Source organism: Mesorhizobium sp. P2_C7, from assembly GCF_056404515.1.
On sequence record NZ_JBFUDW010000013.1, the window covers coordinates 1 to 26,982 of the forward strand.

The 26,982-nt window shown below is 63.7% G+C and carries 24 protein-coding genes, 1 pseudogene and 1 riboswitch; of the genes and pseudogenes, 12 read left to right on the forward strand and 13 right to left on the reverse strand.

Translation table 11 applies throughout. The annotated features are described in order from the left end of the window. Positions 1 to 622, forward strand: a pseudogene (locus AC1D2G_RS24315) (hypothetical protein); the annotation flags it as partial. A gap of 29 nt (positions 623 to 651) precedes the next feature. Here the strand turns inward: AC1D2G_RS24315 and AC1D2G_RS24320 are convergent. The 4 genes from AC1D2G_RS24320 to AC1D2G_RS24335 all read right to left on the reverse strand — a co-directional run bounded on the left by AC1D2G_RS24320 (position 652) and on the right by AC1D2G_RS24335 (position 3,753). Then, positions 652 to 951: a CcdB family protein gene (locus AC1D2G_RS24320; RefSeq protein ID WP_477417164.1), complete on the reverse strand. Its 300-nt coding sequence runs from the start codon at positions 949 to 951 to the stop codon at positions 652 to 654. After that, positions 951 to 1,193: a type II toxin-antitoxin system CcdA family antitoxin gene (locus AC1D2G_RS24325; protein WP_477396293.1), complete on the reverse strand. Its 243-nt coding sequence runs from the start codon at positions 1,191 to 1,193 to the stop codon at positions 951 to 953. Before AC1D2G_RS24325 ends, AC1D2G_RS24320 begins: the two co-directional genes overlap by 1 nt. 93 nt (positions 1,194 to 1,286) lie before the next feature. Next, complete coding sequence (locus AC1D2G_RS24330) at positions 1,287 to 3,107, reverse strand: ABC-F family ATP-binding cassette domain-containing protein (protein WP_477417166.1); 1,821 nt, start codon at positions 3,105 to 3,107, stop codon at positions 1,287 to 1,289. 1 nt (position 3,108) lies between these two features. Then, positions 3,109 to 3,753 carry a thiamine diphosphokinase gene (locus tag AC1D2G_RS24335; protein WP_477417168.1) on the reverse strand — a complete coding sequence of 215 codons (645 nt, stop codon included), beginning with the start codon at positions 3,751 to 3,753 and terminating at the stop codon, positions 3,109 to 3,111. Positions 3,754 to 3,841: 88 nt separating this feature from the next. Further along, positions 3,842 to 3,956, forward strand: a riboswitch (TPP riboswitch). Between the two features lie 43 nt (positions 3,957 to 3,999). On the opposite strand from AC1D2G_RS24335, the gene thiB reads away from it, so the two are divergent. From thiB to AC1D2G_RS24355, 4 genes are all read left to right on the forward strand, one after another. After that, positions 4,000 to 4,998 (forward strand): thiamine ABC transporter substrate binding subunit, encoded by a 999-nt coding sequence (gene thiB / locus AC1D2G_RS24340; RefSeq protein ID WP_477417170.1) that lies wholly within the window; start codon positions 4,000 to 4,002, stop codon positions 4,996 to 4,998. 257 nt (positions 4,999 to 5,255) lie between these two features. Continuing rightward, positions 5,256 to 6,881 carry a thiamine/thiamine pyrophosphate ABC transporter permease gene (gene thiP / locus AC1D2G_RS24345; RefSeq protein ID WP_477417172.1) on the forward strand — a complete coding sequence of 542 codons (1,626 nt, stop codon included), beginning with the start codon at positions 5,256 to 5,258 and terminating at the stop codon, positions 6,879 to 6,881. Further along, the gene (thiQ, locus tag AC1D2G_RS24350; protein ID WP_477417174.1) at positions 6,874 to 7,656 is read left to right on the forward strand and encodes a thiamine ABC transporter ATP-binding protein; all 783 of its coding nucleotides are present in this window, start codon (positions 6,874 to 6,876) and stop codon (positions 7,654 to 7,656) included. The genes thiP and thiQ overlap by 8 nt, the downstream gene beginning before the upstream one ends. A 260-nt stretch (positions 7,657 to 7,916) precedes the next feature. Then, complete coding sequence (locus AC1D2G_RS24355; protein WP_477417176.1) at positions 7,917 to 9,386, forward strand: M48 family metalloprotease; 1,470 nt, start codon at positions 7,917 to 7,919, stop codon at positions 9,384 to 9,386. A 15-nt stretch (positions 9,387 to 9,401) separates the two neighbouring features. On the opposite strand, the gene AC1D2G_RS24360 is transcribed toward AC1D2G_RS24355, so the two are convergent. Next, the gene (locus AC1D2G_RS24360; RefSeq protein ID WP_457153255.1) at positions 9,402 to 10,265 is read right to left on the reverse strand and encodes an RNA polymerase factor sigma-32; all 864 of its coding nucleotides are present in this window, start codon (positions 10,263 to 10,265) and stop codon (positions 9,402 to 9,404) included. 328 nt (positions 10,266 to 10,593) lie between these two features. On the opposite strand from AC1D2G_RS24360, the gene AC1D2G_RS24365 reads away from it, so the two are divergent. The 3 genes from AC1D2G_RS24365 (at position 10,594) to AC1D2G_RS24375 (ending at position 12,954) form a co-directional block, all read left to right on the forward strand. Then, the gene (locus AC1D2G_RS24365; protein ID WP_477417177.1) at positions 10,594 to 11,367 is read left to right on the forward strand and encodes an amino acid ABC transporter substrate-binding protein; all 774 of its coding nucleotides are present in this window, start codon (positions 10,594 to 10,596) and stop codon (positions 11,365 to 11,367) included. A 136-nt stretch (positions 11,368 to 11,503) separates the two neighbouring features. Then, a complete protein-coding gene (locus AC1D2G_RS24370) occupies positions 11,504 to 12,184 on the forward strand; it encodes an amino acid ABC transporter permease (protein WP_095089467.1) in 681 nt (226 codons plus the stop codon). After that, positions 12,181 to 12,954 carry an amino acid ABC transporter ATP-binding protein gene (locus AC1D2G_RS24375; protein ID WP_477417179.1) on the forward strand — a complete coding sequence of 258 codons (774 nt, stop codon included), beginning with the start codon at positions 12,181 to 12,183 and terminating at the stop codon, positions 12,952 to 12,954. The genes AC1D2G_RS24370 and AC1D2G_RS24375 overlap by 4 nt, the downstream gene beginning before the upstream one ends. Before the next feature lie 86 nt (positions 12,955 to 13,040). On the opposite strand, the gene AC1D2G_RS24380 is transcribed toward AC1D2G_RS24375, so the two are convergent. The 6 genes from AC1D2G_RS24380 to AC1D2G_RS24405 all read right to left on the reverse strand — a co-directional run bounded on the left by AC1D2G_RS24380 (position 13,041) and on the right by AC1D2G_RS24405 (position 21,146). After that, complete coding sequence (locus AC1D2G_RS24380; RefSeq protein ID WP_006327799.1) at positions 13,041 to 13,622, reverse strand: CarD family transcriptional regulator; 582 nt, start codon at positions 13,620 to 13,622, stop codon at positions 13,041 to 13,043. A gap of 370 nt (positions 13,623 to 13,992) precedes the next feature. After that, positions 13,993 to 14,331, reverse strand: coding sequence for a ferredoxin FdxA (fdxA, locus tag AC1D2G_RS24385; RefSeq protein ID WP_095089463.1), 339 nt, complete (start codon positions 14,329 to 14,331; stop codon positions 13,993 to 13,995). A 234-nt stretch (positions 14,332 to 14,565) separates the two neighbouring features. Next, positions 14,566 to 14,964 carry an RNA-binding S4 domain-containing protein gene (locus AC1D2G_RS24390; protein ID WP_095089461.1) on the reverse strand — a complete coding sequence of 133 codons (399 nt, stop codon included), beginning with the start codon at positions 14,962 to 14,964 and terminating at the stop codon, positions 14,566 to 14,568. Between the two features lie 17 nt (positions 14,965 to 14,981). After that, the gene (locus AC1D2G_RS24395; RefSeq protein WP_477417181.1) at positions 14,982 to 18,377 is read right to left on the reverse strand and encodes a helicase-related protein; all 3,396 of its coding nucleotides are present in this window, start codon (positions 18,375 to 18,377) and stop codon (positions 14,982 to 14,984) included. A gap of 771 nt (positions 18,378 to 19,148) precedes the next feature. Continuing rightward, positions 19,149 to 19,874, reverse strand: a complete 726-nt coding sequence (phbB, locus tag AC1D2G_RS24400) for an acetoacetyl-CoA reductase (RefSeq protein ID WP_095089455.1) — start codon at positions 19,872 to 19,874, stop codon at positions 19,149 to 19,151. 93 nt (positions 19,875 to 19,967) lie between these two features. After that, on the reverse strand, positions 19,968 to 21,146 hold the full coding sequence (locus AC1D2G_RS24405; RefSeq protein ID WP_477417183.1) for an acetyl-CoA C-acetyltransferase: 1,179 nt from the start codon (positions 21,144 to 21,146) through the stop codon (positions 19,968 to 19,970). A gap of 297 nt (positions 21,147 to 21,443) precedes the next feature. Here AC1D2G_RS24405 and phaR point away from each other — a divergent pair, with 297 nt between their 5' ends. Further along, positions 21,444 to 22,052, forward strand: coding sequence for a polyhydroxyalkanoate synthesis repressor PhaR (gene phaR / locus AC1D2G_RS24410; protein ID WP_477417185.1), 609 nt, complete (start codon positions 21,444 to 21,446; stop codon positions 22,050 to 22,052). A gap of 40 nt (positions 22,053 to 22,092) precedes the next feature. Here the strand turns inward: phaR and AC1D2G_RS24415 are convergent, their stop codons facing one another. Next, entirely contained in the window at positions 22,093 to 23,235 is a 1,143-nt protein-coding gene (locus tag AC1D2G_RS24415) for a citrate/2-methylcitrate synthase (protein ID WP_477417187.1), read from the reverse strand. Positions 23,236 to 23,327: 92 nt separating this feature from the next. Between AC1D2G_RS24415 and AC1D2G_RS24420 the strand changes: the two genes are divergently transcribed. Further along, positions 23,328 to 24,416, forward strand: a complete 1,089-nt coding sequence (locus AC1D2G_RS24420) for a citrate synthase/methylcitrate synthase (protein WP_477417189.1) — start codon at positions 23,328 to 23,330, stop codon at positions 24,414 to 24,416. Positions 24,417 to 24,631: 215 nt separating this feature from the next. Next, positions 24,632 to 25,762, forward strand: coding sequence for a patatin-like phospholipase family protein (locus tag AC1D2G_RS24425; protein WP_095089447.1), 1,131 nt, complete (start codon positions 24,632 to 24,634; stop codon positions 25,760 to 25,762). 32 nt (positions 25,763 to 25,794) lie between these two features. On the opposite strand, the gene AC1D2G_RS24430 is transcribed toward AC1D2G_RS24425, so the two are convergent. After that, positions 25,795 to 26,394: a TetR/AcrR family transcriptional regulator gene (locus tag AC1D2G_RS24430; RefSeq protein WP_477417191.1), complete on the reverse strand. Its 600-nt coding sequence runs from the start codon at positions 26,392 to 26,394 to the stop codon at positions 25,795 to 25,797. A 126-nt stretch (positions 26,395 to 26,520) separates the two neighbouring features. Here AC1D2G_RS24430 and AC1D2G_RS24435 point away from each other — a divergent pair, with 126 nt between their 5' ends. After that, on the forward strand, positions 26,521 to 26,982 hold the full coding sequence (locus AC1D2G_RS24435; RefSeq protein WP_477417193.1) for a (2Fe-2S)-binding protein: 462 nt from the start codon (positions 26,521 to 26,523) through the stop codon (positions 26,980 to 26,982).

Genomic DNA, 26,982 nt, shown 5'->3' on the forward strand with positions numbered 1-26,982 from the left:
CGCAGCGCCTGCGGCGCCGGCAGCCGCACCGGCAGCCGCGGCGGCCGCGCCTGCGGAAACCGCGTTGCCGGTGGGCCAAAAGGCAATCTTCTATGAAGAGCGCACCAGCACCGCCCAGGGTTCGGCGGAGCCCGGCAGCATCGTCTGGTCGCTGGTGCAGGAATCGCCCGGTGGCGACCTGCCACCGGAACCGGCGATCCGTGCTGAGGCAACCATTCCCGGCAAGGACATCCAGTTGCGCATGACCATCCGTCGCAACACCGACCAGACACTGCCGGCCAGCCATATCATCGAGATGATCTTCCTGACGCCCGACGGCTTCGAAGGCGGCGGTGTCGACAACATCCTGCGCGTCGCGATGAAGAGTTCAGAACAGGATGCCGGCAGCCCGCTGATCGGCATTCCGGCCAAGATCGCCGACGGTTTCTTCCTCGTTGCGCTCAACGACACCAAGGCCGATGAGGACGCCAACATGACCTTGCTTCGCGGGCAGGACTGGATCGACGTGCCGGTCGTCTACAAGACCGGACGGCGGGCGCTGCTGACCATGGAAAAGGGCATCCCTGGCGAGAAGGTGTTCGACGAGGCGATCAAGGCCTGGCAGGCGAAGACGGCGGGCTGAGCAGGGTGTCGGGCGCGGCGCCCGCTGTCTCAAAAGCCCTGGAACAGCATGTCGAGCGCGGCGACGATGACGTCGTGGTGCATGGAAAGATTCCCCTCGGCACCCGGCAGTTCAGAGGCCGTCAAGGCTGACATGAACTGCGTGACCATCACATGATTTTTGCCATCGATAGCGAAGGTCGGGTTTAGCCGGCGGCCCGGAACCGGGGCTATGTTGGGCGGCATCAACGGAATGACGATTCTCGTGCTCAGCCCTTCAAGAAGGTCGGACTGAACATCGAGAAGGTAACCTTTGCCCTCGGTATTCCGATAGAAATCGTAACGTGCCATCAAAAGAGCCGGTGTCTGGCCAATGGCAGTCCGTTGCGCTCGACATATTCGTTGGAGCTTTTAATGGCTTCCTTGTTTTCTTCTTGCCATCGACGCGTCTTTTCCGCCGCAATCGCTTTCGCGATACCCGCCTCGGCGGCGCGGGAGATGTTAATACCCAGCGCCTTCGCGTCGTTGATCAACTGAGAGTCAATGGACGTGTTGACGGACTTGCGCTGAGGTTTTGACGTCGATTGGAGCATGGACATAGCCTCTTTTATGCGCATAATATAGGCGCATAAAAGCCCACAAGCAAGCGAAGGCGGCTTAACGCCTCCGTTGCGGTCCGGTGCTCCTCACCCTTCCATCTCCTCGCGCAGCATCTCCAGTTCCAGCCACTCTTCCTCCAATGCGGCCAGCGTCGCGCGCTCCTTGTCGAGGGCGGCAATGGTCTTCTGGAACGAGGCCGGATCGCGCTCGTAATAGGCCGGATCGGCAATGTTGTTCTCAAGCCTCGAGATCGACGCCATCACAGCCTCGATTTTCTTGGGCAGGGATTCCAGCGCAAATTTCTGCTTGAACGACAGTTTCTTCGCCGGCCCCTTTGGCGCGGCGGTGCCATTCTTGGTCGCGACCGGGGCTTCGCCGGCTTCGGCTTTCACCCGCGCCTTGCGGTCGTCGAGCCTGGTGCCGCCGCGCTGTGCGAGCATGTCGGAATAGCCGCCGGCATATTCGATCCAGCGCCCGCCGCCGTCCGGCGCAATGATGCTGGTTACGGTGCGGTCGAGGAAATCGCGGTCGTGGCTGACCAGGATGACGGTGCCGGCAAAGCCGGCAACCAGTTCCTGCAGCAATTCCAGCGTCTCCATGTCGAGATCGTTGGTCGGCTCATCGAGCACCAGAAGGTTTGCCGGCCGCGCCAGCACGCGCGCCAGCAAGAGCCGCGCCCGTTCGCCACCGGAAAGCTCGCGCACCGGCGTGCGTGCCTGCTCGGCCTTGAACAGGAAATCCTTCATGTAGGAGACGACATGGCGCTGCTCGCCATTGATGACGAGGTTCTCGCCGCGTCCGTCGGTGAGATATTGCGCCAGCGTCTCCTGTGGATCGACCGCTTCGCGCTTCTGGTCGAGCGTGGCGATCTCCAGATTGGTGCCGAGCCGTACCGACCCGGCGTCGGGCTTCAACTCACCGGTCAGCATCTTCAGCAGCGTCGTCTTGCCGGCGCCGTTCGGCCCGACGAGGCCGACGCGATCGCCGCGCTGGATGCGGGTCGAGAATCCCTTGACCACGGTGAGGTCGCCGAAGCTCTTCTCGATGTTTTTCGCCTCGATCACCAGCTTGCCGGATTCGGCGGCGTCGCTCGCCACCATGGTTGCCGAGCCTTCGGCGCCGCGATGGCCACGAAAGCGCTGGCGCATGGTCTGCAATTCGCCAAGGCGGCGCATGTTGCGCTTGCGCCGCGCCGTCACGCCGTAGCGCAGCCAGTGCTCCTCGCGCACGATCTGGCGGCCGAGCTTGTGCTGTTCGCGCTCTTCCTCTTCCAGCACGAGGTCGCGCCATTCCTCGAAATGGCCAAACCCCTTGTCCAGCCTGCGGGTCTGGCCGCGGTCGAGCCAGACGGTGGCGCGCGATACGCGCTCGAGGAAGCGGCGGTCGTGGGAGATGACGACGAGCGCCGAGGAGGTGCGGACGAGCTCCTCTTCCAGCCATTCGATCACCGAGAGATCGAGATGATTGGTCGGCTCATCAAGCAGGAGAATATCGGGCTCCGGCGCCATGACGCGGGCGAGTGCCGCGCGCCTTGCCTCACCGCCGGAAAGATCGTTTGGCCGCTCCTCGCCCGACAGGCCGAGATGCTCCATCAGATAGCTGGCGCGATATGGATCGTCGGCAGGCCCGAGTCCTGCTTCGACATAGGCGCGCACCGTCGCAAAACCCTCCATGTCGGGCATCTGCGGCAAATAGCGGATTGTCGCCGAAGGCTGGCGGAATACCTCGCCGTCCTGTGGCTCGATCAGGCCGGCGGCGATCTTCAGCAGCGTCGACTTGCCAGAGCCGTTGCGTCCGACCAGCGCGATCTTGTCGCCGGCAGAAGCGGTCAAGGCGGCGCCATCGAGCAGCGGCGTGCCACCGAAGGTCAGTTTTATCCCGTCGAGATTGAGAAGGGGCGGGGCCATGTCAGCTTTCAGGTAGTGGATAAGGGTGGGCGAGCAACAGCGCGCGGCCCTGGCCGAGTGTGATTTCGAGGCGGCCCTTGACCTCGTTGGAGATGGTCAATGACGACCCGAACGCCACCTTGACGCGGTCGAGCGGCCATTTGGCGCCGGCAACGGTCAGGCCGGAAAGATCGGAAAAGCCGAGCACAGAAAACAACGTGCCGTCGGCATAGTCGAAGCCAGCTTTGGCGTGCAGCAGCGGGACGCCTTCTTGCGCGCCACTGGTCAAAAGTATCGCTGTTCCGGCTTCGGCCAGCCGCAGGGCAAGTGCCAGATGCAGGAAGGCGTGGTCGGCGCGCTTGCCGCCGAATGCGCCGGCGAGCACCAGGCTGGTCGCGCCGCGCTCCAATGCGGCGGCGACCGCCAGTTCGCCATCGGTCTGGTCCTTCTCCGTCGGAAAGGTCCGGCGGGGCACGGCGGCGAGGTCATCCGGCAGGTTGGCCGGCACGGAATCGAAATCACCCACCCACAGTTCCGGGACAAGGCCCAGCAGACGCGCATGGCCGATGCCGGCGTCGGCGGCGATAACGCGGGAGCCTTCGACCTGGTGGTCGAGCCGCGGCGTGCGGACGAGATCGCCGCCAAGCAGGATGGTGAAAGTGCTCATATCGTGTGGCCCTTACCAGCCCGGCACGGGAAACGGAAGGCCGGCAAACTGCCACTTGCGTGAGGGATCGGCCCGGCCTATGTCTCGAAACGCTCTAACGGGGTGCCGGACGCGATCTTCGCGGACCGGCTGAGAGGCAATCTCGCCAACCCGCTGAACCTGATCCGGTTTGTACCGGCGGAGGGATTAGACGTTTCGGACAGTCCGGCGCCTCAATTCCTTTCAATTCGAACGAAGGAGGCGCCGATGCGCACGCTTTTCTACTCCCTTGCCTCAGCTATGGTTGTGGCCCTGTCCGGACCTGCCTTGGCCAAGGACAAGCTCACCGTCTACACCTATGAGAGTTTCACCGCCGACTGGGGTCCAGGTCCCGTGGTGAAGAAGGAATTCGAGGCCGAATGCGGCTGCGATGTCGAGTTCGTCTCCGTCGCCGATGGCGTCGCACTGCTCAACCGCGTCAGGCTGGAAGGGGTATCGACCAAGGCCGACATCGTGCTCGGCCTCGACACCAATCTCACCGCCGATGCTAAGGCCACGGGCCTGTTTGCACCGCATGGCGCGGTGTCCGACGTCAATGTGCCGGGCGGCTGGAGCGACGATACTTTCGTGCCTTTCGACTATGGCTATTTCGCCGTCGTCTATGACACTGAAAAGCTGAAGAGCCCGCCGAAGAGCCTGAAGGACCTGGTCGAAGGCAGCGCCGACGACAAGATCGTCATCCAGGATCCGCGCACCTCGACCCCGGGTCTCGGCCTGCTGTTGTGGGTCAAGTCGGTCTATGGCGACAAGGCGCCGGAAGCCTGGGCCAAGCTCAAGTCGAAAGTGCTGACCGTGACGCCGGGCTGGAGCGAGGCCTATGGCCTGTTCACCAAGGGCGAGGCGCCGATGGTGCTGTCCTACACCACCTCGCCGGCCTATCACATGGTCGCCGAGAACACCGAGCGCTACCAGGCAGCGTCGTTCGAAGAGGGCGAATATCTGCAGATCGAGGTTGCCGGCATCACCACGACTGGGGCGAAAAACCCGCTTGCGGAAAAGTTCCTGGCCTTCATGACCGGGCCGAAATTCCAGGATGCCATCCCCGAGACCAACTGGATGTTCCCGGCCGGCAAGACCGACAAGCCGCTCAACCCGGCCTTCGACAAATTGGTCAAGCCGACCAAGACCTTGCTGTTCAGCCCCGAGGAGGTCGCCGCCAACCGCAAGGCCTGGGTCGATGAATGGCTGGCGGCGATGAGCAAGTAGGATTCAAGCTTCGCCATATGTTTGTGCCAAGTCACCCCCCTCTGGCCTGCCGGCCATCTCCCCCGCAAGGAGGGAGATCGGCAGCTCTGTCGCCTCGCTCATTCCTGCCATTTTGGAAATTGGCCTGGGTGGCGAAACGAGCAATCTCCCCCCTCGCGGGGGAGATGTCCGGTAGGACAGAGGGGGGTGGGCGGGAACTAGACCTTAGCCAAGCATTTCAATCAATTGACACCCATAACAGTGTTGGGTAGCGCGACATGCCCAAGCGCCATCCAGCTGACCCCCGCATCACAGCCGGCATCATCGCGCTCGCCGCCATCGCGCTGCTGATCGGCGGCGCGTTTGCCGGGTTGCTTTTCGAAGGCGCTCACGACTTCTCCGGCGCCTGGGCAGCCTTCGATCCTTATCTGCTGCGCGTCGTTCGCTTCACGCTCTGGCAAGCGGCGCTCTCGACGCTGCTTTCGGTCGGGCCGGCGCTGTTGGTGGCGCGCGCGCTGTCGCGGCATCCGCGCTTCCCTGGCCGCGCCTTCATCCTGCAGCTGTTCGCCGTACCATTGGCGCTGCCGGCCATCGTCGCGGCACTCGGCATTCTCGCTCTCTATGGCCGTGCCAGCTATTTCGCCGGCGTGTTCGCGGTAATCGGCGGTGGGAGTTGGCCGGGCATCTATGGCCTGTCGGGCATCCTCGTCGCGCATGTCTTCTTCAACCTGCCGCTCAGCGTGCGGCTGTTCCTCGAGGCATTGCAGACCATTCCCGCCGATCAGTGGCGGTTGGCCAGCCAGCTCGGCATGGGCGCGCGGCCGGCGTTCCGGCTGATCGAATGGCCAACGCTGCGCGCGGCGTTGCCGGGTGTCGCCGGGCTTGTGTTCATGCTCTGCATCACATCCTTCACGATCGTGCTGACGCTCGGCGGCGGGCCGGCCGCGACGACGCTCGAGGTCGGCATCTACCAGGCGCTGCGCTTCGATTTCGATCCCGCGCGGGCCGTCACGCTGACCTTGCTGCAGATCGCCTTGACGTTTGTCGTCGTGCTGGCGCTGACGCGGCTTGGCGCCAATGTGGTCGGCGACACCAACCTGCCGGTGGCGCCGCGCCGCTACCTCTCCGTCAATGGGACCGAGACCTTGCTGAACGTCGTGCTCATCGTGCTGGCGTTGCTGTTTGTCGTCGGACCGATGGCGGCCACGGTGATGGCCGGGCTTGGCGCCGATCTCGGCCGGCTGGCCGGCGAGGCCGTCGTGCGGCAGGCGACGCTGACCAGCGCGGTGCTCGCCTTCCTGTCGGCACTGCTTTCCGTGACGCTGTCGCTGGCGCTGACCATGGCGCGCCGGGCGCTGGCGCTGAACCGCCGCTCCGGCACAAAGACGATGCTCGAACATGCCGCCGATACCGGCGCCGGTTTTGTCCTCGTCGTGCCGCCGATCGTCGTCGGCGCCGGCTGGTTCCTGTTGCTGCGCCATGTCGGCGATGTCTTTGCCATCGCCCCGGTCATGGTCGTCACCGTCAACGCGGTGATGGCAATGCCGTTCGCGCTGCGCGCTGTCCGTCCCGCCTATGATGCGGCGAGCGAGCGTCACGAACGGATCTGTGCGCAGCTCGGAATCACCGGCTGGAACCGGTTGATGCTGGTCGACTGGCCGTCGCTGCGGCGGCCGCTCGCCACCGCCTTTGCTTTCGCCATGGCGCTGTCGCTCGGCGATCTCGGCGTCATCGCGCTGTTCGGCAGTGATTCCGTGCAAACCTTGCCTTACCTTCTGTTGGCGCGCATGGGCAGCTACCGCACGCAGGACGCTGCCGGCCTCGCGCTGCTGCTCGGCCTCGTCTGCCTCGCGTTGATCATGGCGGCGCACTGGCTGGGAACGGAGAAGGACCGGGATGCCTGACGGGGTGGCCATCAGGACTGCAAAGGGCGCCCCGGTGCGGCTGGACCAGGTGTCGTTCAGCTATGGCGAGGCGCCGCTCGTTTTCGATGTCGATTTCGCCGCGGCGAAAATCACCGCCATCATGGGGCCTAGCGGTTCTGGCAAGTCGACGCTGCTCAACCTGGTGGCGGGGTTCGAGACGCCGCGGTCGGGCCGCGTGCTGATCGGCGGGGCCGATGTCAGCGCTGAGCCACCGTCCGCGCGGCCCGTGTCGATGGTGTTCCAGGAAAACAATCTCTTTGCCCATCTCTCAGTGGAGCAAAATGTCGGGCTTGGCCGCTCGCCATCCTTGCTGCTGACCGACACGGACCGCGCCGCGATCGCCGAGGCGCTCGAACGCACCGGCCTTGCCGGCAAGGAAAAGCGCCTGCCGCGCGAACTCTCCGGCGGTGAGCGCCAGCGCGTCGCCCTGGCCCGGGTCCTGGTGCGCGACCGGCCAGTGCTCCTGCTCGACGAACCCTTCGCCTCGCTCGGACCGGCGCTGCGCGACGACATGCTGGATCTGGTCGCCGCGGTGCATGCCCAACGAGGCATGACGGTGCTGTTCGTCACCCACCAGCCGGAGGATGCCCGCCGAATCGGCGAGCACGTGGTGTTTCTGGACAATGGCGTTGTCGCGGCAACCGGCAAGGCGGACGAATTCTTCACCGGGGCTGGCCCGGAAGTGTTCCGGCGCTATATCGGCACGGGTGCCGGGGATGCCGTATCACGAGATGTTGCCCGGAAGCGGACATAATTTACGGTCAAACCGGCTCCAGGCGATGCGGCGCTTGCTTGCCATGGCTGGAGGAGTGTGGCTAGGTCCGCCCTACTGGTCCGGCACAGGCCGTGATTTGCCTGCAGCATCCGCCGCTCGCCCCCGAGGGGACGCGCGACGGATGCTGCAGCAGTTTGAGATAGCGCATGACATTTTCCGAAGATCGCCCCCGATTTTCGTGGTCATGCGCCGGGACCCGAAAGGAAGCCGTTCTGGCGATCGGCGTTGACAAACTACGAATGAATCCGCTGGCGCGCTTTCTCACGCTGGCCGGCTTTGCCGTGGCGCTGGCGAGCTGTCAGATGTTCACGCCTCCCGAGGTTCAGGAATCCGGCTTCCAGCCTTCCGACAGGCCGATCACTGTCGACAATGTCGCTGCCAACAGCAAGCTCGCCGAACTGGCCAAGGCGCAGCATCCGCGCATCCTGGCCACCTATGGCGGCGAGTATTCCGATCCCAAGCTCGAGCGCATGGTCGCCAAGGTGGTCGGCAATCTGACCGTCGTGTCGGCCAATCCGACGCAGACCTATCGCATCACCATTTTGAATTCGCCCAACGTCAATGCCTTCGCGTTGCCGGGCGGTTATCTCTACATCACGCGCGGTCTGCTGGCGCTGGCCAATGATTCGGCCGAGCTCGCCGCGGTCATCGCGCATGAGATGGGCCACGTCACCGCCAACCATGGCTTGCAGCGCCAGCAGCTGGAAGCCGAGGAAGGCCTGGCGACCAAGGTGGTTTCGGATGTGCTCGGCGACAGCCCGACCGCCAAGGCGGCCTTGATCCGCGGCAAGCTCAGACTGGCGCAATTCTCGCGCAACCAGGAACTGGAGGCCGACGCCATCGGCATCAAGTCGATCGGCGAAGCCGGCTACGATCCTTTCGCCGCCGGCCGCTTCCTGCAGTCGATGTCGGCCTATACCGATTTCCGCTCGATCAGCGGCGCCACCGACGCCAGCCTCGACTTCCTGGCCACCCACCCCAACACGCCGCAGCGCATCGATCTGGCGCAGCGCCATGCCCGCCAGTTCGGCGCGCCCGGCTTCGGCACGCGCGACCGCGATTCGTTCCTCGCCGGCATAGACGGCCTGCTCTATGGCGACACGCCCGAGGAAGGCTATGTGCGCGGCGAAACCTTCCTGCATCCGGGCCTCGGCGTGTCTTTCTCGGTGCCTCAAGGCTTCATCATCGACAATTCGGCGGCGGCGGTGACGGCAACAGGGCCTGGTGACATGGCGATCCGCTTCGACGGTGTTTCGATCGACAAGAACCGGGCGCTCACCGACTATATCCGCAGCGGCTGGGTGGCTGGGCTGGACGACAGCACCGTCAAGCAGGAAACGATCAACGGCAACGAGGCGGCGACCGCGCATGCCGGTGCCGAAGGCTGGCAGTTCGATATCGCCGTGATCCGCGCCGGCGGCCAAGTCTACCGGCTGCTGACCGCGGCGCCGTCGGCCAGCACGTCGCTGGATGCGGTGGCGCGTTCGGTGAGCGGATCGTTCCGTATCCTCAGTGCCGCGGAAAAGGCGGCGCTGAAGCCGCTGCATATCCGCGTCGTCACCGTTCAGCCCGGCCAGACGATGGGTTCGCTTTCCGCCCAGATGGTTGGTGTCGATCGCAAGCTCGACCTGTTCCGCGTGCTGAATGCGCTGTCGCCAGGTGCCGCAGTCTCGGCCGGCGACAAGGTCAAGATCGTCACCGACAAGTAAGACGCCTGCCGCGGGTCAGGCGGCAGTCGCCAGAAATTCCGGATTCTGCTTCACCAGCGCCACCTTGAGCTTTTCCATGGCGCGCGCCTCGATCTGGCGGACGCGTTCCTTGGAGATGCCAAGCGTCTCGCCAAGCGCTTCCAGCGTTGCACCTTCGTCGCTCAACCGGCGTTCCTCGATGATCCGGAGCTCGCGGGCGTTGAGGGCGGCGAGCGCCGCTTTTAACCACACGGAGCGGCGCTCGACATCGATCGTGTCGCCGACGACCTCGTCGGGCAGAGGATCGTCCGAGACGAGGAAATCCATGCGCTCGTTCGAACCCCCGTCATCGGCAACCGGCATGTTGAGCGAGGAGTCGGGCGCCGACAGTCGCGAATCCATCATCGCCACGTCGGCCTCGGAGACGCCGAGCGCCTGCGATACCTCGCGATAGAGCGTTGCGTTGGACAGCGGTTCGGTGCCGTTGGCCAGCCGCGCGCGCAAGCGGCGCAGGTTGAAGAAAAGTGCCTTCTGCGCCGAGCTGGTGCCGCCGCGCACGATCGACCAGTTGCGCAGGATGTAGTCCTGCATCGAGGCGCGGATCCACCACGTCGCGTAAGTCGAAAACCGCACCTCGCGTTCAGGCTCGAAGCGGGCGGCCGCTTCAAGCAGGCCGACATGCCCTTCCTGGATCAGATCGCCGAGCGGCAGACCGTAGTGGCGGAATTTGGAAGCCATGGAAATGACCAGCCGCATATGCGCAACGGTGATGCTGTGCAGCGCGTTCTGGTCGTTGTCTTGTTTCCAGAGCAATGCGAGCCGGTGCTCTTCTTCACGTTCGAGGTAGGGAGCCCTCATTGCCGCGCGGACCATGATCCGTCCTGCAGTGTCTTCCATCATGAGGCGCTCCCTGGCTCAGGCGATGCGGATGACTTTGCAAACTTGGCAGGGCGCCCGGGTTGAAATCGCAGCGTCGTGCCCTAGAAATCCAGAACGTGCCATGCAGGAAAATGGTTCCGTAGCCATTGGCGGCCGGATTTGTTGCCGGAGGGATTTCGGCGATGATCGGCGACCCTGTCGATTGCGGCCAAAAGACACTATTTCGAGAATCTGATTTCAGAAGTTGGCTGTTTTTGAAATCCTGTTCCTTATTTTTTCGACTTGTATCTGTCAGTTTCCAACCCTCACAACATGCCGGACAGCCGGCCAAGGACGGGATCACAGAAAAATGAAATGGCTCAAGTCGCTTATCATCGCCGGAACGCTGCAGGCTCTGGCTGTCACGTCGGGCCATGCCGGCGCCAATCTCGACCAGATCAAGCAGGCGGGCGTCATCAAGATTGGTACGGAAGGCACCTATGCGCCGTTCACCTATCATGACACTTCGGGCGCGCTGGTCGGCTTCGACGTCGAAATCGCCAAGGCCATCGCCGGCAAGCTCGGCGTCAAGGCCGAGTTCCTCGAAGGCAAGTGGGACGGGCTGATCGCCGGTCTCGACGCCAATCGCTATGATACCGTCATCAACGAAGTCGGCATCACCGACGCGCGCAAGGCCAAATACGACTTCTCCGATCCCTACATCGCCTCCAAGGCAGTGCTGATCGTGCGCGGCGACAACACCGACATCAAGACCTTCGCCGATCTCAAGGGCAAGAAGTCGGCGCAGTCGCTTACCTCGAATTTTGGCAAGCTCGCAGAGACCAACGGCGCCGAACTCGTCGGCACCGACGGCTTCGACCAGTCGATCCAGCTGCTTCTGACCGGCCGTGCCGACGCCACCATCAATGACAGCCTGTCGTTCCTCGACTTCAAGAAGCACAAGCCCGACGCCAATGTGAAGATCGCCGCGCAAGAGGAAAACGCCGACTATTCCGGCGTCATCGTGCGCAAGGGCGATCCGGAACTGGTTGCGGCGATCAACAAGGCACTGGCCGACATCAAGGCCGACGGCACCTATAAGAAGATCGCCGACACCTATTTCGGCCAGGACGTTTCGAAGTAATCTACGCGGCGAGGCCGGTCACCGGCCCATGAGATATCAAGCGGCGAGCCGTCTTTGACGGTCCGCCGCTTTTGTCGTGACATGTCGAGCGCATTCGCGCCTGATCAAGCCGCCTCGACCATCTGGAGGGTCTTACGTGCCGCACTGGCTGCAACTGATGCTGGAGTCGCTGCCTTCGCTCTTGTGGGCGGCCCTGATCTTCACCGTGCCGTTGACACTGCTGTCCTTCGTTCTCGGCTTGACGGTCGGCCTCGGTGCAGCGCTTGCCCGGCTGTTCGGCCCGAAGCCGCTGGTCGCGCTTGTGCGCTTCTATGTCTGGATCTTCCGCGGCACGCCGTTGCTGGTGCAACTGTTCCTGATCTTCTACGGCCTGCCGTCGGTCGGCATCCTGCTCGACGCCTTTACCGCCGCGTTGATCGGCTTCACGCTCAACATCGGCGCCTACACGTCGGAAATCATCCGCGCCGCAATTGGCTCGGTGCCGAAAGGCCAGTGGGAGGCCGCCTATTCGATAGGCATGACCTGGAGCCAGGCGATGCGGCGCACCATACTGCCACAGGCCGGACGGGTCGCGGTGCCGCCGCTCTCCAACACCTTCATCTCGCTTGTCAAGGATACGTCGCTGGCCGCCGCCATCACCGTTCCGGAAATGTTCCAGGCCGCGCAGCGCATCGTCGCCACCACCTATGAGCCGCTGATACTCTATGTCGAGGCGGCGATCCTCTATCTGGCGATGAGCTCGGTGCTGTCGGCCTTGCAGACGCGGCTGGAAGAACGACTCAACCGCTATGGCGGCTTCCTGGAGGCGCGCTCATGATCGGCCTCACCAACATCGAAAAGCGCTTCGGCGACAATCTCGTGCTGAAGGGCGTGACGGTCACAATCGCCGAAGGCAGCGTCACGGCGCTGGTCGGCCCTTCGGGCGGCGGCAAGAGCACGCTGCTGCGCTGCATCAACCTGCTGGAGATCCCGACATCCGGCACGGTGCGGATCGGTGACGAGACGCTCGAATTCCGCCCCGGCGGCAAGGTTCCGGCCAGGGATATCCAGCGCCTGCGCCTGCAAACCGGCATGGTCTTCCAAAACTTCCAGCTGTTTCCGCATCGCACGGCGATCGAGAATGTCATGGAAGGGCTGGTGACGGTGCTGAAATGGCCAACGGAGCGGGCGCGCGAGCGAGCGCTCGCTTTGCTGGAAAAGGTCGGCATGGCACACAAGGCCGATGCCTGGCCGGCAACCCTGTCGGGCGGCCAGCAGCAGCGCGTGGCGATCGCTCGCGCGCTCGCCCCGTCGCCGAAAGTGTTGCTGTGCGACGAGCCGACCTCGGCGCTCGACCCGGAACTGGCGCAAGAGGTGGTCGACGTGCTCGGCAAGCTCGCCAGCGAAGGGACGACCATGGTGATGGCGACGCATGATCTGCGCCTCGCCTCCAAGATCGCCCAGGAGGTGGTCTTCCTCGATGCCGGCGTCATCGTCGAGAAAGGCCCGGCGGCCCTGCTGTTCGGCAATCCGGAACACCAGCGGACCAGGCGTTTCATTGCGACGCTGAAGCAAGAGGCGGAGAGGGAAGGCGGCGGCGAGGCGTAGGCGGCCACACGCTTCAGCCTATCGTCCCAGAAACAAAAAAACCCGGCGCGAGGCCGGGTTTTTCATGGATTCAAAGGTGAAAAAGTTCAGGCAGCTTCTTCCTGCTCGGCTTCCTCATTATCGGCCTTGGCGCCCCGCTTAGGGCCCTTGTTGAGGTTGACCTCGATCAGGCGCACGGCTTCGGTTTCCGACATCCGGTTGACGGCCGCGATCTCGCGGGCCATGCGGTCGAGTGCCGCCTCGTAGAGCTGGCGTTCGGAATAAGACTGCTCGGGCTGGTTGTCGGCGCGGTAGAGGTCGCGCACAACTTCCGAGATCGAGATCAGGTCGCCGGAATTGATCTTCGCATCATACTCCTGGGCGCGGCGCGACCACATGGTGCGCTTGACGCGGGCGCGGCCCTGCACGACTTTCAGTGCGCGCTCGACATAATCCTCTTCCGACAGCTTGCGCATGCCGATGGAGGTCGCCTTGGCGACCGGCACCTTCAGGCGCATCTTGTCCTTCTGGAAGTCGATCACGAACAGTTCCAGCTTGTGCCCAGCGACTTCCTGCTCGTCGATCGAGACGATCTGGCCGACGCCATGCGCCGGATAGACAATGTACTCGCCGGTCTTGAAACCGTGACGCGCAGCGGTGGACTTCTTCTGCGGGGTTATCGTTGCCATTGCGCCCTGAACTCCTTGTTGTGGTACCGGCGTCCTGCCGGCCCGAACTCGCGCGATCGGGGAAACCGATCGTTAGCCGCACAACAGATGAACCCATCCGGAAAAGCCGGGACCGGCAAACCGCAATAGTGCGACCGCCTGGCCCAGATCGCTCTGGTCCGGAATGAGATTTTCACCTTTCAGTGATTTGGGGCGTCTGCGCCATAAATCGACGTTGTGTCACCGGCATGTTTGGCTGATGTAACACAAAAAGTCGGAAGAATCAAGGTTTTGCTGCATGAGCGAAGGCCACAGTTAAGCGCCGCCTGTCAAGGCGCTTTATGTGACCTGTCTCTTACCCAACGTAATACCAGCCTTTGCGGACCTGTTGTCAATCGCCTTCGCCGGGCTCGGCCGAGAAGTATTTCTCGAACTTACCGGCCTCGCCGTCGAAGGATTTGGCGTCGGCCGGAGGTTCCTTCTTGGCAGTGATATTGGGCCATTTCTCGGCGTATTCGGTGTTGATCTGCAACCATTTGTCGAGCCCTGACTCAGTGTCGGGCTTGATCGCGTCGGCCGGGCATTCCGGCTCGCAGACGCCGCAGTCGATGCACTCGTCGGGGTGGATGACGAGCATGTTCTCGCCTTCGTAGAAACAATCGACCGGACAGACCTCGATGCAGTCCATATATTTGCATTTGATGCAATTGTCGGTCACGACATAGGTCATCGGTCGGCTCCGGGACGTCCCATTTTGTTGGGCTTTTTCCGTGAGGTAACGCCTTTGCCCGCCGCTTGCAAGGGCAGCCATGCCTGGTGGCATCGGCGTTTCCGAAATGGAATTCCAGACGGCAGGCCCGGTAGGGATCGGTCAGGTCGCGCGAAGTGCCTTGTTTGCCGGGTTCAGGGTTCGTTTTGTGCGTCTCGTTGCCCCAAAATCGTCACGCACTTTTTGGCCGACACATCAGTCATCACCAAGCAAGCGGTCGGTCTGGCGGCGTTCCTTCTTCGTCGGGCGGCCGCTGCCGGCCTCGCGCAGCGCCGGAATTGCATCGGGAGGGGCTTCGCCCGTCGGCGCGGGCGGCGGCGAGATATCCTCGTACAGCGTGCGTGCCTCCTCGGCCGGACCACGCCGCACGCCGGCGGTCAGCACCTTCCAGACGAAGATCCGACGATCAAGTGTGATGGTCAGGACGTCTCCAGGCTTGACCAGATCGGAGGCCTGCGCTGCTTTGTCGCGATTGATGCGAACCCGGCCGGCGACCACAAGTTTCGCCGCCAGCGAGCGCGATTTCACGGCGCGCGAGAAGAACAGCCATTTGTCGATGCGCTGGCGGTCTCGGGCAGCCGTTGGGGCAACCATCGACGCGAGCCCTGAGTCTACTTCTTCAACTGGTCGCGCAAAGCGGCGAGCTTGGCGAAGGGCGAGTCCGGATCGAAGCGCACCGGGCGCTCCTCGCGCGGCTTCGGCTGGAAGGTCGGCTTTCCGCCGCCCTTGCCTCGATCGGGGCCGCCACCCTTGCCATCCGGCCTGCCGCCCTTCCAGTCGGGCCGACCTTCGCGTCGGTCGGGGCGCTCGCCTTGTGGGCGGCCTTCACGACGCTGCTCGCCCTCGCCCTGCGGCTTGGGCTTGAACTTCGAGCGGTCGAAGCGCGGCTTGCCGGTGCCGTCGCGTCGCCCCTCGTGAGCAGGACGTTCTCCAGGCGTGGCTGGGGCCGGTGCTCCGGCAGCATCCGCCGGTGCATCGCTTCGGCCGCGCGCCTGTCCGTTGCGCGAGCGATTGTTGCGGCCGGGATGGCGGGGGCGCTGTTCGAAACGGCCCTGACGCCACAACAGGATCGGCTTTGGCGCCTCGGCTTCCGGAGCGGGCTCGCTGGCGGCTGCATCGGCCACCACGACAGGCTCGTCCGACGTCACTTCCGCCGCGGGCGCAGCTTCGGAAACTGCCTCTGCCGATGCGGTCGCGACAGGTTCGACTCCCGTCTTTGGCTCGGCAGCCAGCACGGGTTCGGCGACCACTTCGGCGACGGCCTCCGTTGCTGCTTCTTCCGTGGCTTCGGCAGGCGCTTCGGGTTGTTCTTCCGCGACCGGCTCGGCCGCCGCTTCCGCTATGGGTTCGACAGGAATTTCGGCGGTAGCCTCGACTGCGGCAGCCGGCTCCGAACCTTCGACCGGCGCCTCCGCGGCCGCGTCGACCGCCGCGGCTTCCGCTGCCTTGGCCTGCTCGGCCCGTGCGGCCTCTTCAGCCGCGGCCTTCGCCGCCGCCGCTTCGCGCGCGGCATTGTCCTGCGCCTCGAGCCGCGCCTTGACCTCGACGGCCGGCTTCGGCTCGGCACGGTAGCCGAGACCTTTCAGGATCTCTTCCATGTCGTCGGCGGTGGCGCCGAGGATCGACATCATGGGCGGCGTCACCATGAAGGACTGGCCGTCATAGGCGCCGTCCGGCCGTTGGCCGAGACCAGGCTTCCAGTTGGTCGCCGGGCGGATCAAATCCGCCAGCCGCTCCAGAATGTCGATGCGCACCGCGCGGCGGCCGAGATTGCGGTAGCCGGCAAGCTTGTAGAAGCTCTTGTCGAAAGTGGGATCGATGACCACCGAGGTGCGGCCAGAGGCGAGTGCATGGACCACGTCGCCAAAGCCCGGCTTGTCCTTGCCGTCGTTCTTCAGCGCCCACAGCAGCGTCACCAGTCCGGCTGGCGCCGGCTTGATCAGCGCCGGCACGAAGACATGGTAGGCGCCGAAGCGCACGCCGAGCCGTCGAAGGGCTGCACGGCCCTCCTGGTCGAGCGACTTCATCTCCTCGGCAATGTCGCGGCGGTTGATGAGGCCGAAATTCTCGACCAGCTGGAAGGCGATACCGCGGCCGATGCCGGCAATCTGATCGGCGTTCTTCAGGTCGACCAGCGGCTTCAGCAGCAACTCGATCTGGAAATTGACGAAACGTTCGGCACGCGCCGCGACCTTGTCGCGCGCCGGGCCGGTCAACTGTTCGTCGGCCAGCAGCACGAGGCGCGGCTTGAGCGTGTCTTCGCCGGCAACCAACGTGCCGATCGGCGCGCCGATCCAGCGCAGCGTGCCATCCGAGCCAAGTGCGATGTCGCCATTGGCGCTAGCACCGAAGCGTTCGGCGCGCGCTTCGAATTCGGCGGCCAGCGCCTTCTGGGCGGCGGTGCGCACAGCCTTGGCGTCTTCGCCGCCGGCGGTCTGGTCGGCGGTGAAGCGGAACCCTTGCAACTCGCCGACATGATGGCCTTCGACAAGGACGGTTCCGGTAGGACTAATTTCGGCTTCAGGCATGGTATTTTCTCTAAGGCGCCGCATGAGGACGGAAGTCCTGCGGTCTACGAAGCGTTTCGTCAACCGCTCATGCAGCGCATCCGACAATCTGTCTTCGATTTCGCGCGTCTTTTCCTGCCAGTGTGCCTGATCGGCCAGCCAGCCGGGCCGGTTCGACACGAATGTCCAGGTGCGGATCTGGGCAATGCGATGCGACAGCGTATCGATGTCGCCTTCGGTGGTGTCGGCGCGGCGCACCTGCTCGGCCATGTAATTTTCGTCGACATGGCCATGCCGGGCTAGGTCCGTATAGATCGAAGCAATGAGGTCGGCATGCTGGGCCGGCGCGATCTTACGGTAGTCGGGCAGCGCGCAGGCTTCCCACAGCAGCGCCACGCGTTTGGCATTGGTGGCGAGTGCGCGGATATCCTCGCCGCGCGACAGGTGCTCGAGCGCCTGCGCATCGACGGCAGGCAGTGCCCGTGTCAGCCCCTCGACCGGGGCGTTGGTCTCGATCGAGCGTTTCAGCGCGTCGAGGCTGGCGAAGTCGAAATGCGCGGTGCGCCACTGCAGCACCTTCACCGGGTCGAAGTCGTGGCCTTCGATCTTCTTGACCAGATCCTCGTCCAGCGGATCGACCTGGCCGGTGACGCCAAACGTGCCGTCGCGAAGATGCCGGCCGGCGCGGCCGGCGATCTGGCCAAGCTCGGCCGCCGTCAGGTTGCGATACTGATAGCCGTCGAACTTACGGTTCTGGGCGAAGGCGACATGATCGAGATCAAGGTTGAGACCCATGCCGATGGCGTCGGTGGCGATCAGATAGTCGACGTCGCCCGACTGGAACAGCGCCACCTGGGCGTTGCGGGTGCGAGGCGACAGCGCGCCGAGCACGACGGCGGCGCCGCCCTGCTGGCGACGGATCAGCTCGGCGATGGCATAGACCTCGTCGGCGGAGAAGGCGACGATCGCCGTGCGCCGCGGAAGCCGCGTCAGTTTCTTCGAGCCGGCATAGGCGAGATGCGACAGCCTTGGCCGCGTCACCACCGAGACACCCTTCAGCAAGCGCTGGAGGATGCCGTGCATGGTGGCCGCACCCAGCAGCAGCGTTTCCTGGCGGCCGCGCAGGTGCAGGATGCGGTCGGTGAAGATGTGGCCGCGCTCGAGATCTCCGGCCAACTGCACCTCGTCGATGGCGACGAAGGCGGCGTCGGTCTCGCGCGGCATGGCCTCGACGGTGCAGACCGAATATTTGGCGCCGGGCGGCTGGATCTTCTCCTCGCCGGTGATCAGCGCGACCTTGTGGGCGCCGACCTTTTCGCAGACGCGGCCATAGACCTCACGGGCAAGCAGCCTGAGTGGCAGGCCGATGATGCCGCTCTCGTGCGCCACCATGCGCTCGATGGCGAGATGGGTCTTGCCGGTGTTGGTCGGCCCAAGCACGGCGGTCACGTCACGGCCCGACAGGATCAGCGGCTCGGTATGTTTCGACTGGATGTTCATCGACCTGGAAATAAGGCTTTCTGGTCTCTCGTTGTCGGGAGCGTGCCTCAAGTGGCGCGTATGACAGGCGACACATAAGGATTTCGAGCGCGAAGCGAAAGCGGAATGTTCCACCGGTGGCTCGAAGTCGTCTCCTGTCAAGCTCCAGAATGGTTGCGGATTAACAGTTGGAACGAGTCTGGAACGAATCGGAGACGAATCAGTGACTCGACCAGATTCAGCTTTTGTTCACGGCTACATATGGATTTTGTGACCATGAGTCTCACCACATGCTGAATCAACGAACTGGCCCGTTTCATGCAGGGCGAGCTCTGTCGTTAACCTTTGCCGGCGAACGACTGGAATGCCTTGGCCAACCTCATCCAAGATTATGAAATTGTTGATCTTTCTTAAGCTCCGTTAAGGATTTGACGGGCGATTCCAGCTGTCGTCGTTAACACTCCGCTCAAAGCCGGAACGAATCGGCTACGAATCGGCGATGCCAGAATATTCCCGTTTTGTTCACCCCAATATCTTGTGTTGCGAACAGCTTATCCACCGAGAATCCACAGGTTGCAAAGCCACTTTTGCACTGGGCAGCCGGTGGTTGTTAACCTCTGCGTGCCGTAATGGGGCAGCAGCCGGCGTGGGGCAGGTCGAAGGCATAAACTCGCCGGCGAATGACGGACCGGTTTGCCGGTCCGTCGATCTCTCCACCCACACCGGCGCTTCTGCCGTGGACAGAAAACCGCTTCACACTTTCCTGGCATGCTTCAGGCGAAGTGAGATGCTTCAGGCGAAGTATTGGCCGCCATTGGCTGTGATGGTCGAGCCGGTGATGAAGCCTGCATCTTCGGATGCGAGGAAGACGACGCAGCGCGCGATCTCTTCCGGCTCGCCGAGGCGACCGATCGGGATCTGCGGGATGATGCGCTCGTTGAGCACCTTCTCGTCGATCGCCTTGACCATTTCGGTGGCGATATAGCCGGGGCAGATGACATTGACGGTGATGCCGGCGCGGGCCCCTTCCTGGGCGAGTGCCTTCGAAAAGCCGATGTCGCCGGCCTTGGCGGCGGAATAATTCACCTGCCCGGCCTGGCCCTTCTGGCCGTTGATCGAGGAGATGGTGATGACGCGGCCGAACTTGCGGTCGCGCATGCCGCTCCACAGCGGATGCGTCATGTTGAAGACGCCCGACAAATTGGTGTCGATGACCTCTTTCCACTGTTCGCGCGTGATCTTGTGGAACATGGCGTCGCGGGTGATGCCGGCATTGTTGACCAGCACCGAGACCGGACCGAGATCAGCCTCGACCTGCTTGATGCCGGCGGCACAGGAATCGTAGTCGGCGACCGACCATTTGTAGACCGGGATACCGGTCTCGGCCTTGAATTTCGCCGCCGCGTCGTCGTTGCCGGCGTAGTTGGCGGCAACCGAATAGCCGGCGTTCTTCAATGCGATCGAGATCGCCGCGCCGATGCCGCGCGATCCGCCTGTGACGATTGCTACCTTGGTCATGCGTTTCCCCTATTTTGATATCGCCCTGTTGTCGGGCTTGGCAGGCACTGCATACCGACCGGGCGGCTCGCGCCGCCCGTTCAGGTGATATCCCTAGAGCGCTTCCACGCACATGGCGACGCCCATGCCGCCGCCGATGCATAGGGTGGCGAGGCCTTTCTTGGCGCCGCGCCGGCGCATCTCGAAAACCAGCGTGTTGAAGATGCGGGCACCCGAAGCACCGATCGGATGGCCGATGGCAATGGCGCCGCCATTGACGTTGACGATCGAGGGATCCCAGCCCATGTCCTTGTTGACGGCGCAAGCCTGGGCGGCAAAGGCCTCGTTGGCCTCGATCAGGTCGAGATCGCCGACCGACCAGCCGGCCTTTTCCAATGCCTTGCGCGAGGCCGGTATCGGACCGGTGCCCATGATCTGCGGGTCGACGCCGGCGGTTGCCCAGGACACGATGCGCGCCAGCGGGGTGATGCCGCGCCTCACCGCTTCGGCTTCGCTCATCAGCACCGCACCGGCGGCGCCGTCATTGATGCCGGAGGCGTTGGCGGCGGTCACCGTGCCATCCTTGTCGAAAGCCGGCTTCAGCTTGGTCATGGCGTCGAGCGTGGCGCCGTGGCGGATGTACTCGTCCTGGTCGACAATGGTGTCGCCCTTCCTGCCCTTGATGGTGACGGCGACGATCTCGTCCTTGAACTTGCCGGCCTTCTGCGCCGCCTCGGCCTTGTTCTGCGAGGCGAGCGCGAACTGGTCCTGATCGTCGCGGGTGATCTGGAACTGACGAGCGACGTTTTCGGCGGTGTTGCCCATGTGGTAGCCGTTGAAGGCATCCCACAGTCCGTCCTTGATCATGGTGTCGATCAGCTTGAAGTCGCCCATCTTGACGCCGGTGCGCAGGTGCTGGGCATGCGCCGAAAGCGACATCGATTCCTGTCCGCCGGCGATGACAACCTTGGCATCGCCGGTGGCGATCTGCTGCATGCCGAGCGCAATGGCGCGCAGGCCCGAGCCGCAAACCTGATTGAGGCCCCAGGCCGTGGTTTCCTTGGGCAGACCGGCATTGATCGATGCCTGGCGGGCCGGGTTCTGACCCTGAGCGGCGGTCAGCACCTGGCCGAGGATGACCTCGTCGACCTCGCTTGGTTCGACACCGGCACGCGACAGCAGTTCCTTGATGACGATAGCACCGAGCTCATGCGCCGGGGTGGTGGCGAAAGCGCCGTTGAAGGAGCCGACCGGCGTACGCGCCGCACTGGCAATGACGATGGAAGCGGACATTTTCTTCTCCAGACTTCAAGGGTGTTGTTCTGTCGTTGAGGACTTTTCTTGCCCTTTCCAGAACCCAAGTCAAACCGGAAATGGGCATGGCGCCCATGCGCTGCAAGCACATCGCGCCTTGCGATGGCGCTACTCTGTCCGTTGCTGCGCAGCATATTTTGCCTGCTATGCAGCATTTAATGATGCCGCAGTGCACAAACTGCTTGGAATTGTGAGGCTTTTGCGCATATCCTCAAAAAAGGCACAATCGTTACCGGCGGCTTACTCGGGGGCGCCGGTGTCCCGGGGAGGATGCAGATGGCCGCGAAAGACGATCCGATCATCATCAAGAAATACGCCAATCGCCGCCTCTACAACACCGGCACCAGCACCTATGTGACGCTCGAGGACCTCGCCGAGATGGTCAAGAAGGGCGAGGAGTTCACCGTCCAGGACGCCAAGACTGGTGACGACATCACCCATCCGGTGCTGACCCAGATCATCTTCGAGCTGGAGAACAAGGATGGGCAGAACATGCTGCCGATCCCGTTCCTGCGCCAGCTGATCGCCTATTACGGCGACCAGATGCAGATGATCGTGCCAAGCTTCCTCGAACAATCCATGCTCGCCTTCTCCAAGGAGCAGGAACGCTTTCGCGAGCAGATGAAGGGTGCGCTCGGCAAGTCGCCGCTGGACATGATGAAGATCACCACGCCGATCAAGGCGCTGGAGGAGCAGACGCGCCGCAACATGGAAATGTTCCAGAATGCGATGCGGCTGTTCACTCCCTTCCCGCCGGCGGGTTCCGCGCCAACCGCGGCCCCGGCCGAGCCGGCCAGGAAGGAAACACCGGAAAAGCCCGACGACCTTCAGGATCTGAAGGACCAGATCGCCGCCATGCAGCGCAAGCTCGACACGATGTCGTGAGCGATTTCGGATCGAAAGATCCGCTAGCCGGCGCATAGTGCTATCGCGGCAGCAATCCCTCATAGCGGCCGCGTGGCCTGATGACACTTCCACTTGTCAATTGTTCGATCGTGTGCGCGGCCCAGCCGACGCTGCGTGCGAGTGCGAACAGGCGGAACGGTGCATCGCGCGGCAAGCTAAGGCCGCGTGTCAGCACGGCCAATGCGAAGTCGATGTTCGGGCGCGTGCCGGTCGCGGCAAGGGCCGCATCACGCAGCGATTGAGAGAGATCATCGATGTCGATCACGCTCAGCAATGCCGCCGCGCGGGGATCGCCGTCGGGATAGAGCGGATGGCCGAAGCTCGGCAGAGGCCGGTCATGGCTGAGCCAGCGCCGGATCGCCGCCTCGGCACCGTGCCGCCCCGCATCCTCGGCCAGTTGCATCACCGCTTCGCCGGCGCCGCCATGGCGAGGGCCTGACAATGTCGCCAACCCAGCGAGCAGGCAAGCGGCCATCGGCGCTCCGGTCGAGGCCGCGACACGGGCGGCGAAGGTCGATGCATTGAGTTCGTGGTCGGCGAGCAGGACGAGCGCGCGGCGGATCGCATCGGCTCCCGCTGCATCCACCGACCAGTCCCGCGCCAATCGCCGATGAACTGGGTCCGATCCCGCCGATGCGCCCAAGGCGCTGGCCAACACGCCGACCGCGTGCGCGGCATCGGCATGCAGCGAGGTGGCGCTGCGCCCGAGTGAAGGCCGCCCCTGGCCGGCAAGCACGGCAAGTTGCGCAAAGGCCGAGGCCCGGCCGGGTTGGTGGGCCGCATCCGGCGCCGGCGCTCGGAAGGCCACCGGTTCAGGCAGCGCCCAGAGCACTGCTGCTATTTCTTCCAGCGTGGCACTCGCTGAAAGCGCAACGGCGTCCTGGCCACGATAGACAAGATGACCGTGCAGGACGGTCGAGATCGAGGTGACGATCGACGGTTCGCCCCAGGCAATGGCGCTTTCGGCGATGGCCGACGGGCTGCGTCCTCGCGCCCTTCGCGTTGCCAGTGCCGCTATGTCGTCGGCACGATATTGGCTGCGGCGCGGATCGGCGCGGTCCGGTTGCATGCCGATGCGGCCACGGCTGACATAGGCGTAGAGCGTCTGGGGCCGCACCTTGAGCCTTTCCAGCGCCTCTTCCCGCGACAACCACTCGGACATATCGAACTCTGATATTGATTATATTGATCAAGATTGATCGGCAGATTGCCTAGCCTTATCTCTGATACGGAAATGGATCAAGGAGGCAGGCTATGGCGAATGGGCTCGACGACGTTGTGGCGGCTGAAACCGTCCTCTCCGACGTGGATGGTCTTGGCGGCCATCTGACCATCCGCGGCCATTCCCTGCGGGACCTGGCCGGACGCTGGAGCTACGCGCAGGTGGTCAGCCTGCTGCTCGATGGCTTCTTCGAAGATCTTCCCCGCGATGCCGAAATGGCGCGAGCGCTGGGCCATGCGCGCGCAGAAGTGTTCGAGCGGCTTTTGCCCTCATTGCCCTTGTTGACTCCGCTCGACGTCTACAGCGCCATGCGCGCCGGCATGGCGCTGCTGCCGGACGGCGAGACTTTGCCGGACGCGCTGCGGCTGGTTGCGGCGCCCGCGGTGCTGACGCCGGCCTTGCTTCGCCTACGGCGCGGTGAGGCGCCCATCGCGCCGGACAGCGTGTCCGATCATGCCGCCGACATGTTGAGGATGCTCAGCGGTCGTGCCGCCTCGCCGGCGCTGGCGAAGGCGCTCGAAACCTATCTGGTGACCGTCTGCGATCATGGCCTCAATGCCTCGACCTTCGCCACCCGCGTGGTCGCGTCGACGCAGGCCGGCCTGACATCGTCTGTGCTGGCCGGGCTCGGCGCGCTCAAGGGGCCGCTGCATGGCGGCGCGCCCGGTCCGGTGATCGAAATGCTGGATGCGATCGAGGCGCATGGCGATGCCGCCGGCTGGCTGCGCGACGAGGTCGCGCATGGCGAGCGCATCATGGGCTTCGGCCATCGCATCTACCGCGTGCGCGATCCGCGTGCCGACGTGCTGAAGGCGGTCGTGCGGCAACTCGGCGGCAAGAGCGAAACCGGTCGCCGGCTGGCCTTCGCGGAGACAGTGGAGCAAGCCGCGCTCGACGTGCTGCGGATCGCCAAGCCGTCGCGCTCGCTGCAGACCAACGTCGAGTTCTACACCGCGCTGGTGCTGGAGGCGGCGGGTTTCCCCAAGGAGGCATTCAGCAACGTCTTCGCCGCCGGGCGTGTCACCGGCTGGATTGCGCACGCCCGTGAACAGCAGACGACCGGACGGTTGATCCGGCCGCAGTCGCGCTACGTCGGGCCGGTGCCGGACCTCGTTGCCTGAGGCTGTCTGCCTGTTTCGATGGATGCCGCCTCCTCCGCTCCGAAGCGGCGAGGCGGTTCTCCATGACCGAAATTTCATGTGATCACGCGACCGTGTTCGTGTTCTTGCCTTGGTCAGGACTTATATGCTGCACTGCAACATAGGTCCGCTGTAACCGAACCGCCCCGATCCTCGGGCGTGATGAGGCCTGCAGCATCCAAAACGACAGGAACGCCATGACGAAAAACGGCAAGGCGGAGGAAACCAAGAAGATCAACATCGCGCTTCAGGGCGGCGGCTCGCACGGGGCCTTTTCATGGGGTGTGCTCGACCGGCTGCTGGAGGATGGCAGGCTGGAGATCGCAGCGGTGTCCGGGACCAGCGCTGGCGCCATGAACGCGGTGGCGCTAGCCGACGGCTTCGTGCGTGGCGGCGTTGAGGGAGCACGGCAAAAGCTCGATGATTTCTGGCGCGCGGTGGCGGCAAAGGGCCGGTTCAGCCCGGTGCAGCGCATGCCGTGGGATGTCGCCTGGGGCAATTGGTCGATCGAGAACACGCCGGGCTATGTCTTCTTCGACACCATGTCGCGGGTATTTTCGCCCTATGTCGCCAACCCACTGGGCCTCAACCCGCTGCGTGACGTCGTGCAGAAGGAGATTAATTTCGCCAATGTTCGCGCTTGCAAGTCGATGGAACTGTTCATTTCGGCGACCAATGTCGAAACCGGGCAGTTGCGCGTCTTTTCCGACGGCGAGATCGATCTCGACACGGTGATGGCCTCGGCTTGCCTGCCGCAACTGTTCCGCGCCGTCGAGATCAAGGGCGTGCCCTATTGGGATGGCGGCTATGGCGGCAATCCGGCGCTTTATCCGTTCTTCAAGACTGCAGCGACCGAGGACGTGCTTCTGGTGCAGATCAATCCGGTGGTGCGGGAAGGAACGCCAAGGAGCGCCAACGAGATCCAGAACCGCATCGACGAGATCACCTTCAACGCCGGGCTGTTGCGCGAATTCCGCTCGATCGCCTTTGTCAAGGAACTGATCGCCGCCGGCCGCCTGCCGCATGGCGAATACCGCGACATCCGTATGCACCGCATCGATGCCGACGAGGCGTTCAAGGACCTGTCGGCGTCGTCGAAGGTCAATGCCGAATGGGCGTTCCTGAGCTATATGCGCGATCTCGGCCGCACCGCCGCCAGCGACTGGCTGGAGGAGAATTACGATGCGGTCGGCAAGCGCCCGACGCTCGATCTGTCAGGCGAGCTCGATGACGGCTTCAAGCCGGTGCGTGGTCCCGCACCTGGCCGGCGGGTCAAGGAATTCCTCGCTGTGCGCAAGAACCCGGAGGCAGAGCGCCGTCGCGCCTGACCCGAAAATCGGCACAGCCTGGCTTCCTGTCTTCATCCAGCTTTTAGGGTCAGGTCGATCACCCTGATCAGGGCGGCAGCGGCCTGCCGCTGCCCGCTGGGATCGCTGATCCGCGCCTTCATGCCTTCCAGCCCGTCGAGCAGCATGTCGGCAAGCAGTTGCGCCGACAGGCCCTTGGCGGTGAGATCGGCGCCGTTCCTGGCAGCCTCGCCCTCGATCGCGGCGGCGATATGTTCGACAAGACCGCCGCGCCAGCAGCCGACCAGATCGCCAAGGCTCGATTTCATGTCCAGCAATTCGGCGCCGTGCGGCGAGGCAACGACCGCGCTCATCATCGAGATGAACGCCTCGTCGATGGCTCGCGTCATACGCTCAGTGAAAGCGCCATCGCCGGCCAGAGCCATTTTCGCCGACTCGACCGAGCGCGACAGCACCATCATGGCGATGGCGCGGAAAATGTCGGTCTTGTTCTTGAACAGGAGATAGAGCGCCGGCCGCGACATGTCGGCGGCGCGGGCGATGTCGTCCATGGTGGTGCGGGAGAAGCCATAAGCCAAAAACACCTTCATTGCGCCATCCAGGATACGGACGCGTTTGGGGTCAGCGGTGGCGATGTCTTCGATCTGATTCATGGGACAACATTATCCTGTAAAATCTTAATTGACAAAATGACGTAATTTGTCAATCTGTATAGAAATGAAGCGACCGAAGGGGACGCTTCGCCATTGGGCTGTGGACGACAACAAAAGGGTATCCCCATGCGCCTCATCGTCGATGGGCAGTCATTCGACATCAACGCCGATCCCGACATGCCGCTGCTGTGGGCGTTGCGCGATCTCATTGGCAAGACCGGACCGAAGTACGGCTGCGGCATCGCCGCCTGCGGCGCCTGCACCGTGCATGTCGACGGTCAGCCGGTGCGCTCCTGCTCGCTCCCGGTCGGCGAGGTCGGCGGCGCCGTCACCACCATCGAAGGCATCGGCACGGCGGACAAGCTCCATCCGGTGCAACAGGCATGGCTGGAGGAACAGGTCGCGCAATGCGGCTACTGCCAGGCCGGCCAGATCATGAGCGCGGTGGCACTGCTCGACGAGGTCGCAGATCCCAGCGACGCCGACATCGACAACGCCATGGGCGGCAATCTTTGCCGCTGCGGCACCTATCCGAGGATCCGCTCGGCCATCAAGAAGGCCGCCACGCTCAAGACGGCGGGGCTCTGA